12 protein-coding genes are annotated in these 22,799 nt (G+C 59.6%); 5 read left to right on the top strand and 7 right to left on the bottom strand.

Annotation, left to right across the window (positions count from 1 at the left end):
- Positions 1 to 88: 88 nt before the first annotated feature.
- Entirely contained in the window at positions 89 to 403 is a 315-nt protein-coding gene (locus AO388_RS15565) for a hypothetical protein (protein ID WP_058416696.1), read from the bottom strand.
- Positions 404 to 470: 67 nt separating this feature from the next.
- On the opposite strand from AO388_RS15565, the gene AO388_RS15560 reads away from it, so the two are divergent.
- From AO388_RS15560 to AO388_RS15550, 3 genes are all read left to right on the top strand, one after another.
- A complete protein-coding gene (locus AO388_RS15560) occupies positions 471 to 1,394 on the top strand; it encodes a LysR family transcriptional regulator (RefSeq protein WP_003363464.1) in 924 nt (307 codons plus the stop codon).
- 222 nt (positions 1,395 to 1,616) lie between these two features.
- The gene (locus tag AO388_RS15555; RefSeq protein ID WP_003363466.1) at positions 1,617 to 2,180 is read left to right on the top strand and encodes a peptidylprolyl isomerase A; all 564 of its coding nucleotides are present in this window, start codon (positions 1,617 to 1,619) and stop codon (positions 2,178 to 2,180) included.
- Positions 2,181 to 2,282: 102 nt separating this feature from the next.
- Positions 2,283 to 4,115: an ABC transporter ATP-binding protein gene (locus AO388_RS15550; RefSeq protein WP_058416695.1), complete on the top strand. Its 1,833-nt coding sequence runs from the start codon at positions 2,283 to 2,285 to the stop codon at positions 4,113 to 4,115.
- 355 nt (positions 4,116 to 4,470) lie between these two features.
- Here AO388_RS15550 and AO388_RS15545 read toward each other — a convergent pair whose 3' ends face one another.
- From AO388_RS15545 to fadD2, 6 genes are all read right to left on the bottom strand, one after another.
- Positions 4,471 to 5,598, bottom strand: a complete 1,128-nt coding sequence (locus AO388_RS15545; RefSeq protein WP_058416694.1) for a GNAT family N-acetyltransferase — start codon at positions 5,596 to 5,598, stop codon at positions 4,471 to 4,473.
- A gap of 39 nt (positions 5,599 to 5,637) precedes the next feature.
- Positions 5,638 to 10,533, bottom strand: coding sequence for an NEL-type E3 ubiquitin ligase domain-containing protein (locus tag AO388_RS15540; protein WP_058416693.1), 4,896 nt, complete (start codon positions 10,531 to 10,533; stop codon positions 5,638 to 5,640).
- Positions 10,534 to 10,653: 120 nt separating this feature from the next.
- A complete protein-coding gene (locus tag AO388_RS15535; RefSeq protein ID WP_003363473.1) occupies positions 10,654 to 11,775 on the bottom strand; it encodes a beta-ketoacyl-ACP synthase III in 1,122 nt (373 codons plus the stop codon).
- Positions 11,776 to 12,015: 240 nt separating this feature from the next.
- The gene (hrpA, locus tag AO388_RS15530; RefSeq protein WP_058416692.1) at positions 12,016 to 15,927 is read right to left on the bottom strand and encodes an ATP-dependent RNA helicase HrpA; all 3,912 of its coding nucleotides are present in this window, start codon (positions 15,925 to 15,927) and stop codon (positions 12,016 to 12,018) included.
- Positions 15,928 to 16,431: 504 nt separating this feature from the next.
- A complete protein-coding gene (gene fadD1 / locus AO388_RS15525) occupies positions 16,432 to 18,123 on the bottom strand; it encodes a long-chain-fatty-acid--CoA ligase FadD1 (RefSeq protein WP_003431149.1) in 1,692 nt (563 codons plus the stop codon).
- A gap of 353 nt (positions 18,124 to 18,476) precedes the next feature.
- Complete coding sequence (gene fadD2 / locus AO388_RS15520) at positions 18,477 to 20,165, bottom strand: long-chain-fatty-acid--CoA ligase FadD2 (protein WP_058416691.1); 1,689 nt, start codon at positions 20,163 to 20,165, stop codon at positions 18,477 to 18,479.
- Positions 20,166 to 20,533: 368 nt separating this feature from the next.
- On the opposite strand from fadD2, the gene AO388_RS15515 reads away from it, so the two are divergent.
- Together AO388_RS15515 and AO388_RS15510 are read left to right on the top strand one after the other, a co-directional pair.
- Positions 20,534 to 21,004 (top strand): MaoC family dehydratase, encoded by a 471-nt coding sequence (locus AO388_RS15515; protein WP_003363482.1) that lies wholly within the window; start codon positions 20,534 to 20,536, stop codon positions 21,002 to 21,004.
- Positions 21,005 to 21,173: 169 nt separating this feature from the next.
- Positions 21,174 to 22,748 (top strand): pectate lyase family protein, encoded by a 1,575-nt coding sequence (locus AO388_RS15510; RefSeq protein WP_058416690.1) that lies wholly within the window; start codon positions 21,174 to 21,176, stop codon positions 22,746 to 22,748.
- Positions 22,749 to 22,799 lie beyond the last annotated feature (51 nt).

The following is a 22,799-nucleotide window of genomic DNA, read 5'->3' as shown; positions in this document are numbered from 1 at the left end:
CCCGGTCCTACACCAACGCGTTGCACAAAAACGCGAAGCCTCTGTGCTCCCCCCATAAATTTGTCTTATCCATAAGAGCGCTCTACTCTCAGGCGGGCTGACAGCTGAGCCTGATTCGCAACTTTATGATGCTGCGATTGAATCGGGATGAAACGTCGAGACTCTTGCCTGCGCCGACCTGCACATGTCGGGTGCGCGGTGCCTCCGGCCCGTTGATGAACACCACCGAACATTTGGCGTCTACTTCACCGTAGTTGTTGACGGTGATTGACCCGGTATCGTGATAGACGTCGTGGGCAACATAATCGATCTTCACGCTCTGGTACTGTTTTTCCACCTCGATGGGGTACGCCAGGGCTGTCAACGGCAACATGACCAGCAGCGCACAACACAGTCGATTCATTCGGCAATCTCCGAGTCGGGATTGTCAGAGTAGAACAATAAGCCCGTACTTTAAGAGGAATTACAGCATGAAAGCGCCCCGCGTGACTCTCGACCAGTGGCGCACATTGCAGGCCGTGGTCGATCACGGTGGTTTTGCTCAGGCCGCCGAAGCGTTGCATCGCTCGCAATCATCGGTGAGTTACACCGTGGCGCGCATGCAGGAACAGCTCGGCGTGCCGTTGTTGCGTATCGACGGGCGCAAGGCGGTGCTGACCGAAGCCGGCGGCGTACTGCTGCGCCGCTCGCGGCAACTGGTCAAACAGGCCAGCCAACTGGAAGACCTCGCCCACCATATGGAGCAGGGCTGGGAAGCGGAAGTGCGCCTGGTGATCGACGCGGCGTACCCTTCGGCGCGTCTGGTCAGGGCGCTGACCGCGTTCATGCCGCAGAGCCGTGGCTGCCGGGTGCGACTGCGTGAGGAAGTGCTCTCCGGCGTCGAGGAGGTCTTGCTCGAAGGCGTCGCGGACCTGGCCATCAGCGGCTACAGCATTGCCGGGCATCTGGGCACCGAGATGAGTTCGGTCGAGTTCGTCGCCGTCGCTCACCCGGACCACGCCCTGCATCAGGCCAATCGCGAGCTGACCTTTCAGGACCTGGAAAGCCAGTTGCAGGTCGTCATCCGTGATTCCGGCAGGCAGCAACCCAGGGACTTCGGCTGGCTGGGCGCGGAACAGCGCTGGACCGTCGGCAGCCTGGGTACCGCTGCGACCTTCGTCAGCAACGGCCTGGGCTTCGCCTGGCTGCCTCGGCACATGATCGAGCGTGAACTGCGCGAAGGCCTGCTCAAGCCCCTGCGCCTGGACAAGGGTGGCAGCCGCAACCCGACCTTCTATCTTTACTCCAGCAAGGACCGACCGCTGGGCCCGGCCACGCAGATTCTGATCGATCTGATCCGCAGCTTTGACACGACCCCGCTCACCGCTGCACTCGGCACGCCGCAAAATGCCTGACCGGCGCAGGCACTTGGCGCTCTTCACTGTATGCAGCACGTCAATCGCACGCGGCTGGAATTCATCGCCAGCAACGCAGTCTGAAAATCCTGTGCGGTCCATGGACGTGCAGCCTGATCGTCTGAAGTGCTGCAAACCCGCCAATACGCTGGGCAAAAAAAGCCAAACGTGGTTACCTTGCCGGTCACAGTCGATATCTCTTAATGAAGGACGTGTTGCCACATGCTGAAAAAAATCGCTCTCGCCGCCTGCTCCGTACTGTTCGCCGCCAACCTGATGGCTGCTCCGGATAAAGCCACGCACGTGGTACTCGACACCAGCTTCGGCCAGATTGAAATCGAACTTGCAGACACCAAGGCGCCGATCAGCACCCAGAACTTTCTGGGCTATGTCGACAGCGGCTTCTATACCAACACCATCTTTCACCGGGTGATTCCGGGTTTCATGGTGCAGGGCGGTGGCTTCACCCAGCAACTGGTTCAGAAGCAGACCAAGGATCCGATCAAGAACGAAGCCCAGAACGGTTTGCATAACGTCCGCGGCACCATTGCCATGGCGCGTACTTCGGACGTGAACTCGGCCACCAGTCAATTCTTCATCAACACCAACGACAATGCCATGCTCGACAACGGCGCGCGCGACTTCGGTTACGCGGTGTTCGGTAAAGTCGTCAAGGGTATGGACGTCGTCGACAACATCGTCAACGCCCGCACCACGACTCAGAAAGGCATGCAAAACGTGCCAATCGACCCGATCCTGATCAAGTCCGCCAAACGCGTCAACTGATCGGGAAACCTGCACCGCATGGAGCCTTCGGGCTTCGTGCGGTCCGGACGGGAGAGCCTCCACTTATCAAGGAGAACCCACGTCGCGTGGGTGTGATAGCCAATGCTTTATCGTCGTTTCGAAAAACTGATCGATATCTTCAAAGACGCTCCTACCGCTGCCCCGCCCAATACCGTCTTCGCGTTTTATCTCTACTACCTGCGTCAGGTGTGGCCGACGTTTACCGCGCTGCTGGTGGTCGGGCTGATCGGTGCGCTGATCGAAGTGTCGCTGTTCAGTTACCTGAGCCGCATCATCGACCTGGCGCAAACCACGCCGCCGGAGAACTTCTTGAGCATTCATGGTTCCGAGCTGATCTGGATGGTCGTCGTGGCCCTGCTGCTGCGGCCGATTTTCGTCGGCCTGCATGACCTGCTGGTACACCAGACGATCAGCCCCGGCATGACCAACCTGATTCGCTGGCAGAACCACAGTTACGTGCTCAAGCAGAGCGTCAACTTCTTCCAGAACGACTTCGCCGGGCGTATCGCTCAGCGCATCATGCAGACCGGCAACTCATTGCGCGACTCGGCCGTACAGTCGGTGGATGCGCTGTGGCATGTGCTGATCTACGCGATCAGCGCGATGGTGCTGTTCGCCGAGGCCGACTGGCGCCTGATGATCCCGCTGGGTACCTGGATCGCGGCTTTCATCCTCTCGCTGATGTACTTCGTGCCGAGGGTCAAGCAGCGCTCGGTGGATTCGTCCGATGCGCGCTCACGACTGATGGGCCGCATCGTCGACGGCTACACCAACATCACCACGCTCAAGCTGTTCGCCCACACCAACCACGAGCAGCAGTACGCTCGCGAAGCGATGCGCGATCACACCGAAAAAAGTCAGCTGGCCGGCCGCGTGGTCACGTCGATGGACACCACCATCACCACCATGAACGGCATACTGATCGTCACGACGACCGGCCTGGCCCTGTGGTTGTGGACTCAGTCGATGATCTCGGTGGGGGCGATTGCACTGGCCACCGGTCTGGTCATCCGCATCGTCAACATGTCCGGCTGGATCATGTGGGTGGTCAACGGCATCTTCGAGAACATCGGCACCGTGCAGGACGGCCTGGAAAGTATCTCGCAGCCCGTCACGGTCAATGACAAACCCGGCGCCCTGCCGCTGAAGATCGAAAACGGCGGCGTCAGGTTCGACGGCGTCGATTTCCATTACGGCAATGGCAACGGGATCATTCACAACCTCAACCTGGACATCAAACCGGGTGAGAAGATCGGTCTGATCGGGCCTTCCGGCGCGGGCAAGTCGACGCTGGTGAACCTGCTGCTGCGCATGTACGACGTGCAAGGCGGGAGGATCCTTATCGACGGCCAGGATATTTCCGAAATCACCCAGGAAAGCCTGCGGGCGCAGATCGGCATGATTACCCAGGACACCTCGCTGCTGCACCGCTCGATTCGCGAGAACCTGCTGTATGGCAACCCGCACGCAACCGACGAACAGCTCTGGGAGTCGATCCGCAAGGCTCGTGCTGACGAGTTTATCCCGCTGCTGTCGGACTCCGAAGGTCGTACCGGCTTCGATGCTCATGTCGGTGAACGCGGCGTCAAGCTGTCCGGCGGTCAACGCCAGCGTATCGCGATCACTCGCGTGCTGCTCAAGGACGCACCGATCCTGATCATGGACGAAGCCACTTCGGCACTCGACTCGGAAGTCGAAGCAGCGATTCAGGAAAGCCTGGAGACGTTGATGCAGGGCAAAACGGTGATCGCCATCGCGCACCGCCTGTCGACGATTGCACGCATGGATCGCCTGGTGGTTCTGGAGAAAGGCCAGATCGCCGAAACCGGCACGCACAGCGAACTGCTGGCGCATGGCGGGCTGTATGCGCGGTTGTGGCAGCATCAAACGGGTGGGTTTGTAGGCGTGGATTGATAGGGGGAGTTTGCTGGCCTCTTCGCGAGCAAGCTCGCTCCCACAGGATCTTCAGAGGCCACAACATCTTCAGCGGCAGCGACGCAGCACTTGTGGGATCCACCTGTCGATCATGTGTACGCCGCACTTGTGGGAGCGAGCTTGCTCGCGAAGAGGCCAGTGCAGTCGCTGAATGTCTGCTGTGTAGCGACTCCACCTGTCGGTCATATGTACGCCGCACTTGTGGGAGCGAGCTTGCTCGCGAAGAGGCCGGTGCAGTCGCTGAACGTCTGCTGTGGTCATGTGTACGCCGCACCTGTGGGAGCGAGCTTGCTCGCGAAGGGGCCAGTGCAGTCGCTGAATGTCTTCTGGCCGGTTACTCCACCTGCCGATACGGCAGCGCGCTGCGCGCTTCCTCGGCATAGGCCAGTACGCCGACTCGCTCCTGCTCCAGAAACTCGCTGACCGCGTCTTTCAGGCCTGGGTGCATCAGGTAGTGCCACGAACGGGTGATCTGCGGTTCGAAGCCGCGGATCAATTTGTGTTCGCCCTGCGCGCCGGCGTCGAAGCGTTGCAGGTCGTGCGCGATGGCGTAGTCCATACCCTGATAGAAACAGGTTTCGAAATGCAGCCGGTCAAACTCGGCCAGACAGCCCCAGTAGCGCCCATAGAAACTGTCGTCGCCGATCAGGCTGAAGGCCATCGCCACCGGCCGTGAGCCCTGCAGCGCGATGACCACACGGATCGATTCAGGCATGCGCTCAGCCAGCAGGCTGAAGAACTCACGCGTCAGGTAAGGCGCCTGCCCGCGCACCTCGTAGGTATTGGAGTAGCACGCATAGACGAAGTCCCACAGCACTTCACTCATCTGCGCGCCTTCGAGCCATTCAAACTCGATGCCCTGCCCGGCCACCTGCTCACGTTCCTTGCGCATCTGTTTGCGCTTGCGCGAACTCAATGCATCAAGGAAGTCCTGAAAGTCCCGGTAGCCGCGGTTATGCCAGTGAAACTGGCAGCCAAAGCGCTCCAGCCAGCCCGGTTGCGTTTCAAGCAAGGCATCGGCCGCCGGATCGGTGAAGTTCACGTGGGCGCTCGACAACCCTTCACTCTGCAGATAGGCAGGCAGCTCGCTGAGCAACTCGATACCGCCCTGAGGCGTCGCCGACAAAATCCGCGAACCGCCGACCGGGCTGAAAGGCACGGCGATCAGCAGCTTGGGGTAATAGGCGATGCCGGCGCGACGGCAGGCGTCTGCCCAGGCGTGATCGAACACGTACTCGCCATACGAATGCCACTTTCGGTAAGCCGGCAACGCCGCCACCAACTGATCGTTTTCGTAGCGCAGCACGTGCTCGGCACGCCAGCCCGATCGTGGCCCGAGGCTGCCGCTGTCCTCCAGCGAGCTGAGAAACGCATGCCGCAGGAATGGCTGATTGCCAGGCACCAGCGCATCCCACTGGGCAGGCGCGACGGTGCCGAGGCTGTCGATTACGTGAACAGGCATGCAGGTTCCCCGATAGGCAGACAGGGTGAAGAATATCCCTTATTGAGCCGTCATGTTCACCGCCTGGGCAATCTGCCTGGAAAGAGTGATCGCGAATTCGTTGATCGCCTGCTCACGCTGACGAGAGATCAGGCCAATCTGCTCGAGGTACTGCTGATCGGATCGCTGATCAGGCGGCAACTCATCCAGGGCCACCAGGCGCTGATTGAAAGGCTGCTTGACCGGCTCGAACTCCGGGGCGTAACGAATTTCCAGATAACTCATCCAGAATTCCCGGGCAATCATCGACTGGAAAAACTCAGGGGTGGCTTCGCGATCGATGATTTCGTTGTAAGCGGCCTGCAAATCCGCTTCGCTCACCTTGGCAATAGCGCGGAACCACATGTTTCGCGGCTGGCCCGGCAGCTCAAGCCGCGCCTGCAGACCGACGCGGTAGGCCAGGCGTACTTCGGCCTCATCGACCGTTTCGCCGCTCGCCTGACGAAACGCTATATCGCGCAGGGCAATTTTCTCCACCTGGTCCAGACGGTCCAGACTGCGGGTCATCCTGAACAGCTTGCGTGGCTGCGCGGCCGCCGTCGTGGATGACATGATCGAGAATATCTGGACGCGCACTTCCATATCGCCAAACACCATTGCCAGTCCATCACCACACGTCTGCGGGTGCGCGGCAACATCGAAGAGCTGGGCACGCAGCTCGGCGTTGACCGACGCCGATTCGATCATCGACCAGACTCGCGCAATCAGCTCATCGCAGTTACTTGAGAAGTCGGCCGATTGCGTCAGATCGCTCAGCATCTGAAAAAAATCCGTGGATCCGGCACAGGCGCGCAGGTCTTGCCACAGCCTTATGCGGGTATTTACCTGCTCACGATTCAGACCTGCAAGCCACGGCGCACTGCCAGGTCCGGCCTCGACCGGATTGCGACTCTGGCTGACACCCCACCGCGGGCGCAGCCTGCCCTCCCGAAACAGCCTGATGCGTTCCAGCGTGGGTGAATTCAACGGATTGCCGCTCAGATGCAGGTGCAGGCGCGAGGAACTGAGGGAGCGCTCGATGTTATCGAGTTCATCGATGGATATTTCCGAGATGCGATTGTCACGCACATCAATCCGAATCAGCTCGGACCGCACCCAGTTCCATGCCGGCAATGTTCGAATGCCCGTGCCACGCAAAAACAGTAGGCGCAATGAGTTCAATGCGTGGATGGGGACGTCCTCGCCGAGCGAGCAAAAGTTGAGGTCCAGAATCTCCAACCGGTTCAGGTTCTGCAACGCCGCGTTGGCGGACTCTGTCCAGATCAGCGGGTTATGGCTGATGGACAGCTCTGCAAGCTGAGGCATTTGCCCTATCGAGGTCGGCAAGGATCGCAGATCATTGAAGTCCAGGCTCAGCGAACGCAGTCTGTTGAAGTTTTTCAATAATGCATTCGCTTGTGGATCGGTAAGCTGCATGGCGCGGGCTTTCAGCACCGCCACATGGTCGAAGTTAGCCGTGATATCCGGGAGTTCTCCGATACGCAAGTTATCCAGATCGAGCGCATACCCTAAAAAGTCACCCTGAAAGTTTCGGCACTGAAAGCTCAAGCGTTTCCAGCAGTCGCGAATGCGCGTCGCGGCGACCTCCCTCGGTCTGCGCAACGAAGAAAAGGGCGTTTCCGCGACCCAGTTGTCCAGGGTAACTTGAAGCGTTCGCAATTCATCGGCGAGGCTGCTCAGTCTTTGCCGGACGAAAGTCGACAACTCCCTCGCCGGTCCGGTGTGTTCGGCGCGCAGCGTGCTCAGGAAGTCGGACACTTCTGCATCGGAAAAATCCGGGTACAGACTTCTTACCGCAAGCTCCGGCGAGTGCCTGGACGCGCCAATGCCCAAGCGACGAAAGAAACCCCGCAAGCGTCCACTAAGGGGGTAGCCAATACGGCCATGAGGCAAGCGTTGCGGCCACTTGATACCCGGTTTGATCGGCTGCAATTGCAAAATGGCAGCCATGCGCTCACGCCGTTCGACTGCCGTATTGCGCAACAGACTGCGCAGTTGCTGCTCATCCGCGCCAGCAGGCAGCTGAATGTCGAGGCGTATCTGTTCGGGAAGCGCCAGCAACAACGCCCTGAAAAATTGCTGATCGACTTCACCGAGCGGCTCACCTGAAGGATCGAAGCACTGAACGCCCGCTTCGGTGCTGACCAGCAGCCGGTGCACTGAGGCCTGATCGCTGTCGAGACTGGCGATTTCGTCGCCCTCCAGCGAATCTTTCAGCAGATCGATGGAAACATCATCTCGCCAGCCTGGCACGTACTGCAGCATGCCCATCCCCGCCGCCTGGGTGTCCAGATTGTCGGTTACTGCCCGATAGAAGCCTTCGTTGGCGCGGTTTATCCGCAGTTGCTGCTGATACTCGCGGGCATGCTCGGCAAGTGTCAGAGGAATGCGTTCTTCCGTGGTCATCCGCGCTTTGTCCGCGTCGCTGGCCATGCCGATGAGTTCGAGCGCCACGCTGCTCGGCAAGTTGCCAAAGTCGCGCTGTATCAGTTGAACATGCGGGTCGTCGCTGCGACCTTTGAGCGCCTGCACGTCATCCAGCAGACGCCCCACGTGCGTCTGGGCGCAATCGGCCAGATAGCGTTTGAAGCCGCGCAGTTGAACGGCCTTGTCGGCACTGTCGCTCCCGGTCAAACGAGTGACTTCATCGGCGGGCAGACCTTCCAGCAACTGGCCGAGCACTTGACTGAGGTGCCCGGTCGGCCCTGTGACATGGGACGACAGCGTCATCTGCGATCCCACGTTCCAGGATTCCAGCAGCGCCCCTTGGGCGTCGATGAGCAACAGGCCGCGGGGCTCATGCCAGCGCGGTGACGACACCAGCAGTTTCAGCCACGGCTCAAGATGAGAAACATGGACCTCAGACACATCGGCGGCCTGAAGAGCGCCGATGCAGACGTGCAGTTGCCGTTCTGTTTCAACGCGCTGAATGGCGTCCTTCAGCAAGGCCGGAGGCTGGAGGTTCTCGACATGTATCTGGCGCAGCAACGCCTCGTGGGTGCCGGTAATGCGCAGGACTTTCTGAATGTCCTCTTCCGGGAGTGCATGACAGGGCGGGTTGAGGCGTCTGAAAGCCGTTACCTCGTCCCAACCCATAGGGTTTTCCCATTCATGGCGCCAGGCACCGGCCCCATTGTGCTTGAGCCTCGGCGCGTAAGAACGCTCATTCAGCGGATGCCTGATGCGCCAGTTGGCGCCGGAGGCATCGGACTCGACGCGATACAGCTTGCCGTCCAGTGGCAGCCAGGTCCTGCCATCGTGTTCATAAAGTCCAAGGGCGTTGCTGCTCAGGTTGTCGGGCAACGAAACCGTATGCGCATAGGCGTCAATGCTCGACTTGCCGAGACGTACGGCCCCGTCGACACGTCGCTGCACCAGGCTTTCGATGAACATCGAGGGTTGCAACCCGTTCACCGCGCCCACCACGCCGCCTACCAGCAACATCTGTGCAACGTTTTCGCCGATGTTGTAGACATGTTGCATGGCGTCTTCGACTTCATCGTGCTGCCAGTCCTCGTAAGCCACGAACGCTTCGCTGGCGAGCTGATAGAGGGCGACCACTGACATGATTTCACCCAGCACCGGCACAAAGAACCCGGCCACGTTGAGCAGGTTCATGCCATTGTTTTCAAGGCTTTCGATCAGTGAATCATGAGCCTGCTGGTCCACCTGCGCGGAAGGCACCGCGATAGCCTTTGAGTCGTCATAGGTTTTGGCCAGCAAATGGTCGTACAGCAGTTCGAATGGCGGTTTCGAAAACGGCTGTGCCTGCACGACCAGGTCGGCGTCGGGGTCCAGCTTGTGGTCCCCGGCGGGATACAGCCGTGCGTCCAGTTTGGTAAAAAATGCCGGAGCCTGGACAAGGCTGACGAAACGGCTGAAGTAGCGTCGATAGTGTTCGCTGCCCAACGCCGTCACCAGCCAGGCGTTGAAGGCCCGCAATGACTCGAACTGCTTGATCGGATGCGAGGGCTCGGAAGGCAGGTAGACCAGACAAGGACTGTCATCGGGCCTGGCGCCGTCCTGCTGTATCAGCAAGGCACCCTGTAACAGCGAGCCTGAAAACGTGTAGGTGTCGAGCAGGTGCAGTTGGCAATAGCGCACGCCCTTGCCATCCCAGCGGGGCTGGTCAACGGACTTCACCATATCCAGCAGGGTCTGGTACGCCGCTTCAGTGATATCGCCTTTCATCACGGCAATATGCGCAAGCACCTCGACGGCGGCACGCTCGCTGTCCATGAACGCGCTGGCAACCGCTTGCGCAGCCTGGCCTGGCGGCTTGAACACGCTGTCCAAGTGAGTCTGATACTGACGGCCCAGATCCAGCTCATGGCAAAAATCAGCGAACTGCTCAAGATCGATCGCCTGACGGTCCCGGTATTCCACCTTGTAGCGGCGCTGGGCGCTGTCGATCAGCCAGTAGCGCAGGCCACCTGTCCGCAGGATTGCCGAGTAGGGATTGAAGCGGCTTCTGTTGCTCGGAGCAAAGTTCTGCAGGGCCGCCTGGAGCAAGGTCTGCTCGAGCGGGGCGGGGTTCCAGGCGCTGTCGTAGCGCCAGGTCATCAGTTGAAAGGCTTCAACGTCCAGGTCGAGCTGGAAACGTTCGACAAACGCTTTCGACAGCAAGGGCGCTGCAAATTGCTGTGGCGATAACAGGCGGTCGCGCACCGGCTCCAGCGCCTGCGCGTAACGCCGTGCACTTTGCTGGCTGGCGTGCAGTGCCTGGCGCAGTGCCGTGGACGCACCCACATACCAGTCTGGCAAGTTGAGCCTGATGAATTCGGTGTTGGCGTGCTCCGCTTCGAACGGCGCCGCGTCCTGCGCTCGAGGCGTTACAGAGGCGTGCGCAATGGACGCTTCTATGGTTTCAAAGGGGTTGTAACGGAGGGTGAACATGGTCGATACCGCTAATGGCTTTGTGAATAGCCAATACGATAAAGACCCAAGGGCCTGCACATGACATAACGGGATATGACAGGTAGCGCCCGCCTCCGGAGCGCTACCCGTCGAACGCGATCAGCGCTTGCGCAGAATCACGCTGCCGATCGAATAACCGGCGCCAAACGAGCTGAGTACCGCCAGCGCGCCTTGCGGCAAGTCATCCTGATAGGTGTGAAACGCAATCACCGAACCCGCCGAGCTGGTATTGCCGTAGGTGTCGAGAATCACCGGCGCCTCTTCGACCGTAGCGTCGCGGCCCAGCAGCTTCTTGACGATCAGATGGTTCATGCTCAGGTTGGCCTGATGCAGCCAGAAGCGTTTGACGTCAGTGATGTTGATGCCGTTATCCTGCAAATGCGCAGCGACCAGCTCGGCGACCATCGGGCACACCTCGCGAAACACCTTGCGGCCTTCCTGCACGAACAGCTTGTCCGGCGCATTCTGGCCCTCGTCCGAGGTACGGTTGAGGAAACCGAAATTGTTGCGGATGTTGTTGGAGAACTGGGTCAGCAGGCGGGTGCTGACGATATCGAACTGGTAAGGCGAGGTTGCCAGGTCGGCGCGCTCGACCACCACGGCAGTGGCGCCGTCACCAAAGATGAAGTGGCTGTCACGGTCACGGAAATTAAGGTGTGCGGTGCAGATTTCCGGGCTGATCACCAGCAAGGCGCGGGCCTGACCGAGTTGCACACTGTTGCAGGCTGCCTGAATGCCAAAGGTGGCCGAGGAACAGGCCACATTCATGTCGAAGCCGTAACCGGCGACACCCAGCGCTTGTTGAATCTCGATGGAGATCGCCGGGTAGGCCCGCTGCAGGTTGGAGCAGGCAACGATTACACCGTCGATATCGGCAGCGGTTTTGCCCGCGCGTTGCAGCGCCTGTCTGGCGGCAGCTACACCCATCTCACAGAGGATCGACCATTCGTCATTGCTGCGCTCCGGCAGGTTGGGCTTCATGCGCTGCGGATCGAGGATGCCCTCCTTGTCCATGACGAAGCGGCTTTTGATACCCGAAGCCTTTTCGATGAAAGCGGCGCTGGATTCACTCAGCGCCTGCACGTCGCCACGTTCGATAGCGGCGGCGTTATCGTTGTTGAACTGTGCAACATAGGCATTGAAAGACTGCACCAGCTCTTCGTTGGAGATGCTGTTGGCCGGGGTAAACAGGCCTGTGCCGCTGATGACGACGTTGTGCACGGTCGTTCCTCTCTTATTGAGTTGCAGGTAATGACCTGCTCAGGCACGGCAATTGAAGGCCCACTGTTTTTGGGACCAACGTACCAGTGCGACTGTAAAAGCTGCCCGTAACAGGGAGCAGCATTTCATGACACGGTGAAGACAGGCGCGGAGTGTGCCACAGAGCCCGGTTTTGGCGCTATCGGGCCAATGAATATAGGCACGATAGACGCCTTTTACTGGGTGACAGGAAGCAGTGGATCAGCTCTCCACCTGACTCCACTGCTTGCTCAACCGTTTGTCCGACACCGGCATTTTGGTGCCCAGTTGCTGGGCGAACAGCGAGACGCGGTATTCCTCCATCCACCAGCGGTACAGCGCCAGCTCCGGGTCACGCTTGCCCTCTTGAGCATGCTTGTCGGCGCGTGTCTGATATTGCGTCCACAGACCTGCCAGCTCGATGCTCCATACCCTGTCCTTCTGCACCTGAGCCGGGAGTTTTTCCAGGCGCATCTCGATAGCCTTCAGGTAACGCGGCAGCTCCTTGAGCCATACCGCCGGGGTCTCGCGGACGAATCCGGGGTACACCAGCTTGCTCAGTTGCGCCTTGATATCGTTGAGCGCCACCGCTTGGGACAGGTCGATCTTGCCTTTGAAGCGCTTTTGCAGACCGTGCCACAGCTTGAGGATTTCCAGCGTCAGCTTCGCGAGCCGCTCGGCATGCTCGGTCCAGTCGGCGCGCTTGCGCTCAGCCAGTGACAGCAGGCCGGCACCGTCGCGCGGTAACTCGGTTTCACCTTCCAGCACGCAACTGTCGAGGCTGGCCAGCAGAATGTCTTCGATCAACGCATCGATGCGCCCCAGTTCGCGATGCAGCAAGGCCAGCTCGGTCTGCCCCGGCAATTTGTTGCGCAGAAACTTGGCGGGTTCGGCCAACTGCTGCAACAGTAAACGCTGCAAGGCGCGGCGATGCTGGTATTCGGCCTCGGCCTGAGTCGAGAACCGGCCTTCCTTGACCGCGCCGCCCTCTTCGACCAGCGCCGGATAGACCGTCATCGACAGCCCGGCGATGTTCTGCTGGGTTTTCTGCGCCACCGCTGCGAAGGCCTTGGCCTGCACCGGCTGCTGGCTTTTTGCGGTTTGCGGCACGGCCAGCGCGGCCTGGCTCGCCTCGGCAAAGCGCGCCGTCAGCTCGGCCAGATCACGTCCCTCACCAAGAAACTTGCCGCTGCCATCGACGATTTCCAGGTTCATCTTCAGGTGGCGTTCAAGCTGCTGTGCCGCCTCGGTCCAGGCTTCGTCGCTGACCCGTACGCCGGTCATGCGCAGCAGTTCACGACCCAGCGCCTGAGGCAACGAGCCCTCGCCGAAAGTAATGCGCTGCAACGCCGCCTTGATGAAATCCGGGACCGGCACGAAATTCTTGCGTACCGCCTTGGGCAGGTTGCGGACCAGCGCGATGCATTTGGTCTCGAGCAACCCCGGCACCAGCCACTCAAGACGCTCGGCAGGCAGCGACAGCAACAATGGCGCGGGAACGCGCAAGGTCACGCCGTCACGCGGGTGGTTGGGTTCGAAGTGGTAGCTCAGCGACAGGCTCAGGTCGCCCAGACGCAAGGTATCCGGGTATTGCGCGGCGGTGACTTCGCTGGCCTCGCGAGCCAGCACGTCCTCTTCGCGCATGATCAGCAGCTGCGGATTCTTCTGGCTTTCGGTCTTGTACCAGCTGTCGAAGGTGGCCGTCTGATGAATCTCGGCCGGGATGCGTGCTTCATAGAAGCTGTACAAGGTGTCTTCGTCAGCCAGAATATCGCGGCGTCGAGCCTTGGCTTCCAGCTCGTCGAGCTGCTCCAGCAAGCGGGTATTGGCGCTCAGGCACTTGGCCCGCGACAGGATATCGCCACGCACCAGGCCTTCACGAATGAACAGCTCGCGCGAAACCACCGGGTCGATGGGGCCGAAATGCACAGGGCGACGGCCCACCACGATCAGGCCGAACAGCGTAATCTGTTCGAACGCCACAACCTGCCCGCGCTTCTTCTCCCAGTGCGGCTCGAAATGATTTTTCTTGATCAGGTGGCCGGCCAGCGGCTCGATCCAGTCCGAGTCGATCTTGGCGACCATGCGCGCGTACAGCTTGGTGGTTTCCACCAGTTCGGCGGTCATCAGCCACTGTGGACGCTTCTTGCCCAATCCGGAGGACGGATGAATCCAGAAGCGCCGCTGCCGTGCGCCGAGGTAATCGCCCTCGTCGGTCTTTTGCCCGATCTGACTCAGCAGACCGGAAAGAATGGCCTTGTGGAATTTCGGGTAATCGGCCGGCTCCTTGTTGACCGTCAGTTGCAGGTCGCGACAGATCAGACTCAATTGCCGATGGGAATCGCGCCATTCCCGCAGGCGCAGGTAATTCAGGAAATTGCGCCGGCACCAGTTACGCAGCGGGCTGGCGGTCAGGGTCTGGCGCTGCTCTTCGAAGCCGCGCCATAGATTGACCATCCCGGCGAAGTCCGAGTCGGCGTCCTTCCATTGCGCGTGGGCCTGATCCGCGGCCTGCTGACGCTCGGGCGGGCGCTCGCGCACGTCCTGTACCGACATGGCGCTGGCGACGATCAGCACTTCCTGCAGGCTGCCCTGCTTCGCTGCTTCCAGCAGCATGCGGCCCATACGCGGGTCCACCGGCAGACGCGCCAGTTGACGGCCCAGCGGGGTCAGCTGATTCTCACGGTTGACCGCCGAGAGCTCCTGCAACAGGTTGAAACCGTCGCTGATCGCCTTGCCGTCCGGCGGTTCGATGAACGGGAAGTCGGTGATCTCGCCCAGGCGCAGGTGCAGCATCTGCAGGATGACCGCAGCCAGGTTGGTGCGCAGGATCTCGGGGTCGGTGAATTCCGGCCGACCGTTGAAATCCTCTTCGCTGTACAGACGCACGCACAGGCCGGGTTCGACCCGTCCACAACGGCCTTTGCGCTGGTTGGCGCTGGCCTGCGACACCGCCTCGATCGGCAGGCGCTGGACCTTGGCGCGATAGCTGTAGCGACTGATGCGCGCCGTACCGGTGTCGATCACATAACGGATGCCTGGCACGGTCAGCGAGGTTTCAGCAACGTTGGTGGCCAGTACGACGCGACGACCGGGGTGCGACTGAAAGATACGCTGCTGCTCGGCCGGCGAGAGGCGCGCGTAAAGCGGCAGGATCTCGGTATGCCTGAGCTGCGCCTTGCGCAGCACTTCGGCGGCATCGCGGATCTCGCGCTCGCCGGGCAGGAAAACCAGCACATCGCCTGGGCTCTTGCGCTCGCTGCGCTCGAAGGCCGCCAGTTCGTCCAGAGTGGCCAGAATCGCCTGATCGACGGTCAGGTCCTCTTCAACGCTGTTGCCGTCTTCGTCCTGCTCGCTGGTCAGCGGGCGATACCAGACGTCCACGGGGAAGGTACGCCCGGACACTTCGATCACCGGCGCATCGTTGAAATGCTCGGAAAAGCGCTGCAGGTCGATGGTCGCGGAGGTGATGATGACTTTCAGGTCCGGACGACGCGGCAGCAGGGTTTTCAGGTAACCCAGCAGGAAGTCGATGTTCAGGCTGCGTTCGTGGGCTTCGTCGACGATGATCGTGTCGTAGCGCTCAAGAAAGCGGTCATGCTGGGTTTCGGCCAGCAGAATACCGTCGGTCATCAGCTTGATCAGGGTATTGCTGTCGCTCTGATCCTCGAAACGCACCTGATAGCCGACCAGTGCGCCCAACGGTGTGCCGATCTCCTCGGCAACCCGGCTGGCCACGCTGCGAGCGGCGATACGGCGCGGCTGGGTATGACCGATCAGACCGTGCTGACCGCGACCGATTTCCAGGCAGATCTTCGGCAACTGGGTGGTCTTCCCGGAGCCGGTCTCGCCGGCAATGATCAGCACCTGGTGCTTGAGCAGCGCCTCCTTGATCTCGTCACGCTTGGCCGCGATGGGCAGGTTATCGTCATAACGAATCGCCGGCACACTTTCACGCCGCGCCGTGACCTGCGCACAGGACGCCTGCACCCGCGCAACCCACTGCGCCAGCTTCGCCTCGTCGGGCTTTTTGCGCAGGTCGTGCAACTGACGGCGCAGACGATGACGTTCGCTGATCATCGCTTGGTCGAGGTTTTTCAGAAGTTGGTCGATAGAGGGCGATTCGTCGGTCATCAGGCGCGCAGGGTCTTTTTTCAAATGGCAGGTGCGGATTGTCGCAGATTGTGGCGGGTCGTGACGAATGGCCTGAGTGTCAGGCTATCCATTGCGGTCATGGTTTGAGGCAGCAGTGCTCAATCACAATAAAGTATGAGGTACTCCATTCCTGACTCTTCGCGCCCTTTTTGCGACGCAGAGCGTCGAGACCTGCATTCCCACGCTGGAGCGTAGGGAACGATAATCGCAACTATCGTGCGGCGCTCCGCGTCGCATGCCGTTCCGGACGCTGCGCGTCCTCTTGCGACGCAGAGCGTCGAGAACTGCATTCCCACGCTGGAGCGTGCGGAACGATAATCTCAACTATCGTGCGGCGCTCCGCGTCGCATGCCGTTCCGGACACTCTGCGTCCTCTTGCGACGCAGAGCGTCGAGACCTGCATTCCCACGCTGGAGCGTAGGGAACGATAATCGCAACTATCGTGCGGCGCTCCGCGTCGCATGCCGCTCTGGACGCTCCACCCTACTTCTTCACACCCAGCTTCTTCAATTCCTCGTCACGCAGCTCGCGACGCAGGATCTTGCCGACGTTGGTGGTTGGCAGCACGTCGCGAAATTCGACGCTGCGTGGCACTTTGTAGCCGGTCAGGTTGGCGCGCATGTGCTCCATGACCTTATCCTTGGTCAGGGTCACGCCCGGTTTGGCCACCACGAAAACCTTGATGGTTTCGCCCGATTTCTCGTCCGGTACGCCGATGGCCGCGCATTGAAGCACGCCGGGAAGTGTCGCCAGTACGTCTTCCAGTTCGTTGGGGTACACGTTGAAACCGGAGATCAGGATCATGTCTTTCTTGCGATCGACGATCCGGATGTAGCCATCAGGCTGGATGATCGCGATGTCGCCGGTCTTCAGCCAGCCTTCGCTGTCGATCATTTCATCGGTCGCTTCCTGGCGCTGCCAGTAGCCCTTCATGACCTGCGGCCCCTTGATGCACAGCTCGCCGGTTTCACCGAACGCCAGCTCGTTGCCCGCATCGTCGATGACCTTGCACAGGGTCGACGGTACGGGAATGCCGATGCTGCCCATCTGCACGTCCTGAGCGGGATTGACCGTGGCCACCGGGCTGGTCTCGGTCATGCCATAGCCTTCGCAGACCTGGCAGCCCGTCACCTGCTTCCAGCGCTCGGCGGCGGCCTGCTGCAGGGCCATGCCACCGGACAAGGTGACTTTCAACGCCGAGAAATCGAGGTTGCGGAAGCCTTCGTTATTGCACAGGGCCACGAACAGCGTGTTAAGGCCGACAAAGCCGCTGAACTTCCATTTCGAAAGCTCCTTGACCATGGCCGGCAGGTCACGCGGGTTGCTGATCAGGATGTTGTGATTGCCAAGCAGCATCATCGCCATGCAATGAAAGGTGAAGGCATAGATGTGATACAGCGGCAACGGCGTGATGATGATTTCACAGCCTTCGCCCAGATTTGAAGCCATCAGCGCGCGGCATTGCAGCATGTTGGCGATCAGGTTGCGGTGCGTCAGCATTGCCCCCTTGGCCACCCCGGTGGTGCCGCCGGTGTACTGCAGCACGGCAACATCGGCGCTGCCGGGCGACACGTCGGTCACTGGCTGACCACGGCCCTTGCCAAGCACATCGTTGAATTTGATGGCCTTGGGCAAGTGATAGGCCGGGACCATCTTCTTCACGTACTTGATGACGCTATTGATCAGCAAGCGCTTGAACGGCGACAGCATGTCGGCCACTTCGGTGACAATCACCTGCCTGATCTGCGTCTTGGGTACGACCTTCTCGGCCAGATGGGCCATGTTTGCCAGACACACCAGCGCCTTGGCACCGGAGTCGTTGAACTGGTGTTCCATTTCCCGCGCGGTGTACAGCGGGTTGGTGTTGACCACGATCAGCCCGGCGCGAATCGCACCAAAGACGGCAATCGGGTACTGCAATACGTTGGGTAGCTGCACGGCGATACGGTCACCCGGCTGCAGGTCGGTATGTTGCTGAATCCAGGCGGCAAACGCGCCGGACAGCTCATACAGCTCGCCGTAGGTGATGGTCTTGCCCAGGTTGCTGAACGCCGGCTTGTCGGCGAAGCGCTGGCAGGACTGCTTCAGGACCGCCTGGACGTTAGGGTACTCGTCGGGGTTGATATCGGCAGGGATACCGGACGGGTACTTGTCCTTCCAGAAGTTATCAATCATTCAGTCGGCTCCGTAGCGATAGCGAATTCTTCACATCGCCTGAAGCGATGATTTTCTTGTGCTTGGAATTATGCAGTAGACGCTTTTTCGCTTTATGACTGATCAAAAAGCGCGCCGAGAGTAGCAGCTTTGCCAAAGGCCGACTAGAGGCAGAAGCAGGCCACACAGTCACGAATACGACCAGAAACTAACAAGCAGTCACTTTAAATTCATTTAATAAATTTTCATCATCACGTCGAAAGTACCGGAACAGAGCGGTCAATCAATATAATCGCCTGTTTCCGAAAAAAACCGACCCCGTTTACAGCGTTCTGCAAACGGGGCCAGGTACACACATGGAGACGATTAAAGGGTCAGGCGATGTCCCGAAGCTCGCGTCGCAGAATCTTGCCCACCGGAGTCATCGGCAATGAATCACGCAGAACGATCTGTCTGGGCACCTTGTAGCCGGTGAAATTCTCTTTGCAGAAGGCCTTGAGCTCTTCAATGCTCAGCTGCGGGTCTCGCGCCACCACGAACAGCTTCACGGCCTCCCCCGAGCACTCGTCCGGCACGCCGATACAGGCGCAGTTGGCGACTTTCGGATGGGCCATGACCACGTCTTCGATTTCGTTGGGGTAGACGTTGAAACCGGACACGATGATCAAGTCTTTCTTGCGGTCGACGATACTGACGAACCCGTCAGCGCCAATCACGGCAATGTCACCGGTCTTGAACCAGCCTTCGGCGTCCAGGCATTCGGCCGTGGCATCAGGCTGGTTCCAGTAGCCTTTCATGACCTGCGGCCCCTTGATACACAGCTCGCCACGCTCGCCGAAAGGCAACTCGATGCCATCGTCATCAATGACTTTCATCGCGGTGCCGGGCACGGGAATGCCCACGGTTCCCAGGCGTGCCAGGGCGCCATAGGGATTGGCGCTGGCGACAGGCGACGTCTCGGTCAGGCCGTAACCTTCGACGATCGTGCAGCCGGTGATCTGCGCCCAGCGCTCGGCCGTGGCCTTGACCAGTGCAGTGCCACCGGAGTTGGTGCTTTTCAGCGCCGAGAAATCCAGATTCTTGAATTCCGGGTGGTTCATGAGCGCCACGAACAGCGTGTTGAGGCCGATCATGGCAGTGAAACGCCACTTGCCCAGCTCCTTGATGAAGCCGCCGATATCGCGAGGGTTGGTGATCAGGATGTTGTGATTGCCGCTGATCATCATGCACATGCAGTTCGCCGTGAACGCATAGATGTGATAAAGCGGCAACGGCGCAATCATCACCTCCTTGCCCTCTTCAAACAGCGATCCGCCTTGAGGTCCTTGCTGGCGCATGCAGGCATAGACTTGCTGCATGTTGGCGACCAGATTGCCATGGGTGAGCATCGCGCCTTTGGCCAGCCCCGTGGTGCCACCAGTGTATTGCAGAACGGCAACATCCTGCAGACCTCGCGGTACGACCTGCATGCGGCTCTCGCGCCCCAGGCGCAGCGCGCGCTTGAAGCCGACGGCCTGAGGCAGATGGAATTCGGGGACCATCTTCTTGACCTTGTCGACAATGGTATTGACCAGCCAGCCCTTGGCCGCCGACTGCATGTCGCCCATTTTTACTTCGATCAGGTATTCTATGGCCGTGTCCGGCAGCACTTCCTGCACCAGCTTGCCGAACAGGTTGAGGTAAACCAGCGCTCTGGCACCAGAGTCCTTGAATTGATGGCGCATCTCGCGTGCGGTGTACAACGGGTTGGTGTTGACCACCGTCAGACCGGCGCGCATCGCACCGAATACGGCGATCGGATATTGCAGGATATTGGGCATCTGTACGGCAATGCGATCACCCGGCACCAGTTGCGTATGCTGCTGTAGATACGCGGCGAAGGCGGCGGAGTGACGCTCGAGTTCCGCGTAGGTCAGCGTCACGCCCATGTTGCTGAACGCAGGTCGGTCGGCGAATTTCCTGCAGCAGCGCTCGAACACCTCGACGACCGATTGGTAGGTTTGCAGATCCACCTCGGCGTCGACACCCGCCGGACGCTTGTCATCCCAGAAGTCAGCTTGCATTATTTTTATCCTTTTTCCCTGCATGGTTCTGGGCGGACGTTAGCAGTTAAAGTGTCTCAGGCAAATGATCGTCCGGGCCTCATCAGCAGCATGAATCTTGTCTCTGTTCAGACTGAAATCTGTCGTCGGCGATACACTGCTCACGGCAATCGGGCTGGTAAAGATACTTGCCCGATCGCTCAGTAGCCGTATTCACATGGCGTTTGCTTATTATTTGCCTTGAATGTGATCCGGGGAGCGCCAGCAAGCGTCTGAATGATCTTGTCCGCGCATTGGCGGCGACAGGTCATCAAGTGTTACAAATCAAGGCCAGGTCGGATTGCACGAACCGGCACGCTTCAATTCATTTTTATTGTCAGGACAGCCACATGACTCAAGTCACCAACACGCCTTACGAAGCTCTTGAAGTCGGTCAGACCGCCAGCTACAGCAAGACAGTGGAAGAGCGTGACATTCAACTGTTCGCCGCCATGTCCGGAGACCACAACCCGGTCCACCTGGACGCCGAATACGCCTCCAAGACCATGTTCAAGGAGCGTATTGCCCACGGCATGTTCAGCGGCGCACTGATCAGTGCGGCGGTTGCATGCGAGTTGCCTGGCCCCGGCACCATCTATATCGGTCAGCAGATGACCTTCCAGAAGCCGGTGAAACTGGGCGATACCCTGACTGTGCGCCTGGAAATCCTGGAAAAACTGCCGAAATTCCGCGTGCGCATCGCCACCCGTGTTTTCAATCAGAACGATGAGCTGGTTGTAGACGGCGAAGCCGAGATTCTCGCCCCGCGCAAGCAGCAGACCGTCGACCTGACCGTATTGCCCGAGATCACTTTCGGCTGATACCCGGAACCGGCGCGCGCACCTGCGGCCGCGCCCGGGCTCCACTGCTGACCTGAACACAAATTCATGATGCCCTCGGAACTGTTTTGGCTGCGCTTTCCACTCAGGAAACCAGCGCTACCTTATCCGGATCACGAATCGTTCATTCCTGCAGGCGGGGCAATCACCCATGAATATGATCACCCGAAATTATTATCCCGTCTCCGGGCAACCAACCCAGGGCATAAACCCGCAAGCCGATAACAGTCCGCCACCTCAGGTCACGTCCGGCAATGGCAGCAAACTGGTCGACTTCGCCCCGCCGCAGCAGGCAACAGGGTTGCAGTCGTCATTCAATGGCCTTGGCTCCAGGGCGCAAACGCCCGCTACAAACGCAGCCTCGGGTGCAACTGAAAACCCCGTCGAGTTGTTGCTGAACAAGCTGGTGGAAGCCATTCGCACCATCCTCAAGGATCTGTTTTCCAGATCACAAGGGCATCAGCAGGACGGCTCGACACCGGCACCTGCACCGTCTGAACGGGAACAGGCGCCGACCTCCCTTCAGTCTTCATCAGCCCCCTCGTCAGGGTCGCCGTCATCGTCCGGCAACACAGAAAAGCCGTTCGTGGTGAAAAACGATTATCCGACCGACAAACCGGTCTCGCTGCAAAAGAACGCCACAGCAGCGCCGTCTGATACGACGCGCACTTCGGCGTCAGCCCAAGGCAATACGCCAGCCGCCAATCAGCCTGCGCCCGCCAAAACGTTGCCAACCGCCACAGACAGATCTGAGACCACAGAAAAAGTGGCGCAACCCGCGCACCGAGCGGGCAACGGTCCTGGGGCCGACATGTCCGGAATGGTCGGCTTCGCCAAACAGGCGAATACCACCGGCGGTAATGGTGGCGAAGTCGTCACGGTCAATACCGTAGCGGACCTCAAGAAGTACATGGAGGACGACAAAGCCCGTACCGTCAAACTGGGGGCCAACCTGTCTGCCGACAGCAAGGTGACCATCAACTTTGGCGCCAACAAGACCCTGCTGGGTACCGACAAGGGCAACAGCCTGCACAACATCTACCTGGCCAGCGGCAAGACCGCCAGCAATGACATCTTCCAGAATCTGAACTTCGACCACGACAGCCGTTATCGCGAAAACGGTGACATGCAGATGTTCATCAGCAGCGGTCAGAAATACTGGATCGATCACAACACCTATTCAGGCACCAAGGATCAGAACGCCAAAGGCCTGGACAAACTGCTTTATGTCGGCGGGACGGCAGACAACGTCAGTCTGACCAACTCGAAATTCCAGAACAACGAATATGGCGTGATTCTCGGTCAGCCGGACGACTCCGCTCAAGCCAAGGCCGAGTACAAGGGTTACCCGCGCATGACCATCGCCAACAATGTGTTCAGCAACCTGGATGTTCGGGCACCCGGCCTGATGCGGCATGGCGACTTTGACGTTTACAACAACTCGATCGACAACTTCCATCTTGGCTTCACCGCGACGGGGGATGCGACCATCCTCTCGCAGGCCAACTATTTCGCAAAAGGCGTGGATGTTTCCAACAAGGCCAGCAACTCCGGCGTGCTGGATGACTATGGCGATGCGCACTTCAAGGACATCGGCAGCAATGTCAGCTTCACCCAGAAGTCACTGGTGACCGCCTGGACGCCGAGCTATCAGCGCGACATCAAGACCGCCGAAGCCGCCAGAGCCTATGACTTGGCCAATGCCGGTGCCAAAACCGTGAGCTGATAGCGCCCGGCGTTCGATGCAGGGCGTGGCATGCAGAAGAAAAAAAGGGCG

Origin of the sequence: Pseudomonas sp. ICMP 10191 (assembly GCF_001467335.1) — a bacterium.
Taxonomy (GTDB): Bacteria; Pseudomonadota; Gammaproteobacteria; order Pseudomonadales; family Pseudomonadaceae; genus Aquipseudomonas; species Aquipseudomonas cerasi.
The sequence above is the reverse complement of the archived record's forward strand: the minus strand, read 5'-3'. Positions and strand labels throughout refer to the sequence as shown.

Bases quoted from the DNA above. Each gene is read 5' to 3' on its own strand.
- fadD2 (WP_058416691.1), bottom strand. From the start codon at position 20,165: ATGCAAGCTGACTTCTGGGATGACAAGCGTCCGGCGGGTGTCGACGCC.
- AO388_RS15550 (WP_058416695.1), top strand. From the start codon at position 2,283: ATGCTTTATCGTCGTTTCGAAAAACTGATCGATATCTTCAAAGACGCT.
- AO388_RS15515 (WP_003363482.1), top strand. From the start codon at position 20,534: ATGACTCAAGTCACCAACACGCCTTACGAAGCTCTTGAAGTCGGTCAG.
- AO388_RS15555 (WP_003363466.1), top strand. From the start codon at position 1,617: ATGCTGAAAAAAATCGCTCTCGCCGCCTGCTCCGTACTGTTCGCCGCC.
- AO388_RS15565 (WP_058416696.1), bottom strand. From the start codon at position 403: ATGAATCGACTGTGTTGTGCGCTGCTGGTCATGTTGCCGTTGACAGCC.
- AO388_RS15560 (WP_003363464.1), top strand. From the start codon at position 471: ATGAAAGCGCCCCGCGTGACTCTCGACCAGTGGCGCACATTGCAGGCC.
- AO388_RS15540 (WP_058416693.1), bottom strand. From the start codon at position 10,533: ATGTTCACCCTCCGTTACAACCCCTTTGAAACCATAGAAGCGTCCATT.
- hrpA (WP_058416692.1), bottom strand. From the start codon at position 15,927: ATGACCGACGAATCGCCCTCTATCGACCAACTTCTGAAAAACCTCGAC.
- fadD1 (WP_003431149.1), bottom strand. From the start codon at position 18,123: ATGATTGATAACTTCTGGAAGGACAAGTACCCGTCCGGTATCCCTGCC.
- AO388_RS15545 (WP_058416694.1), bottom strand. From the start codon at position 5,598: ATGCCTGTTCACGTAATCGACAGCCTCGGCACCGTCGCGCCTGCCCAG.
- AO388_RS15510 (WP_058416690.1), top strand. From the start codon at position 21,174: ATGAATATGATCACCCGAAATTATTATCCCGTCTCCGGGCAACCAACC.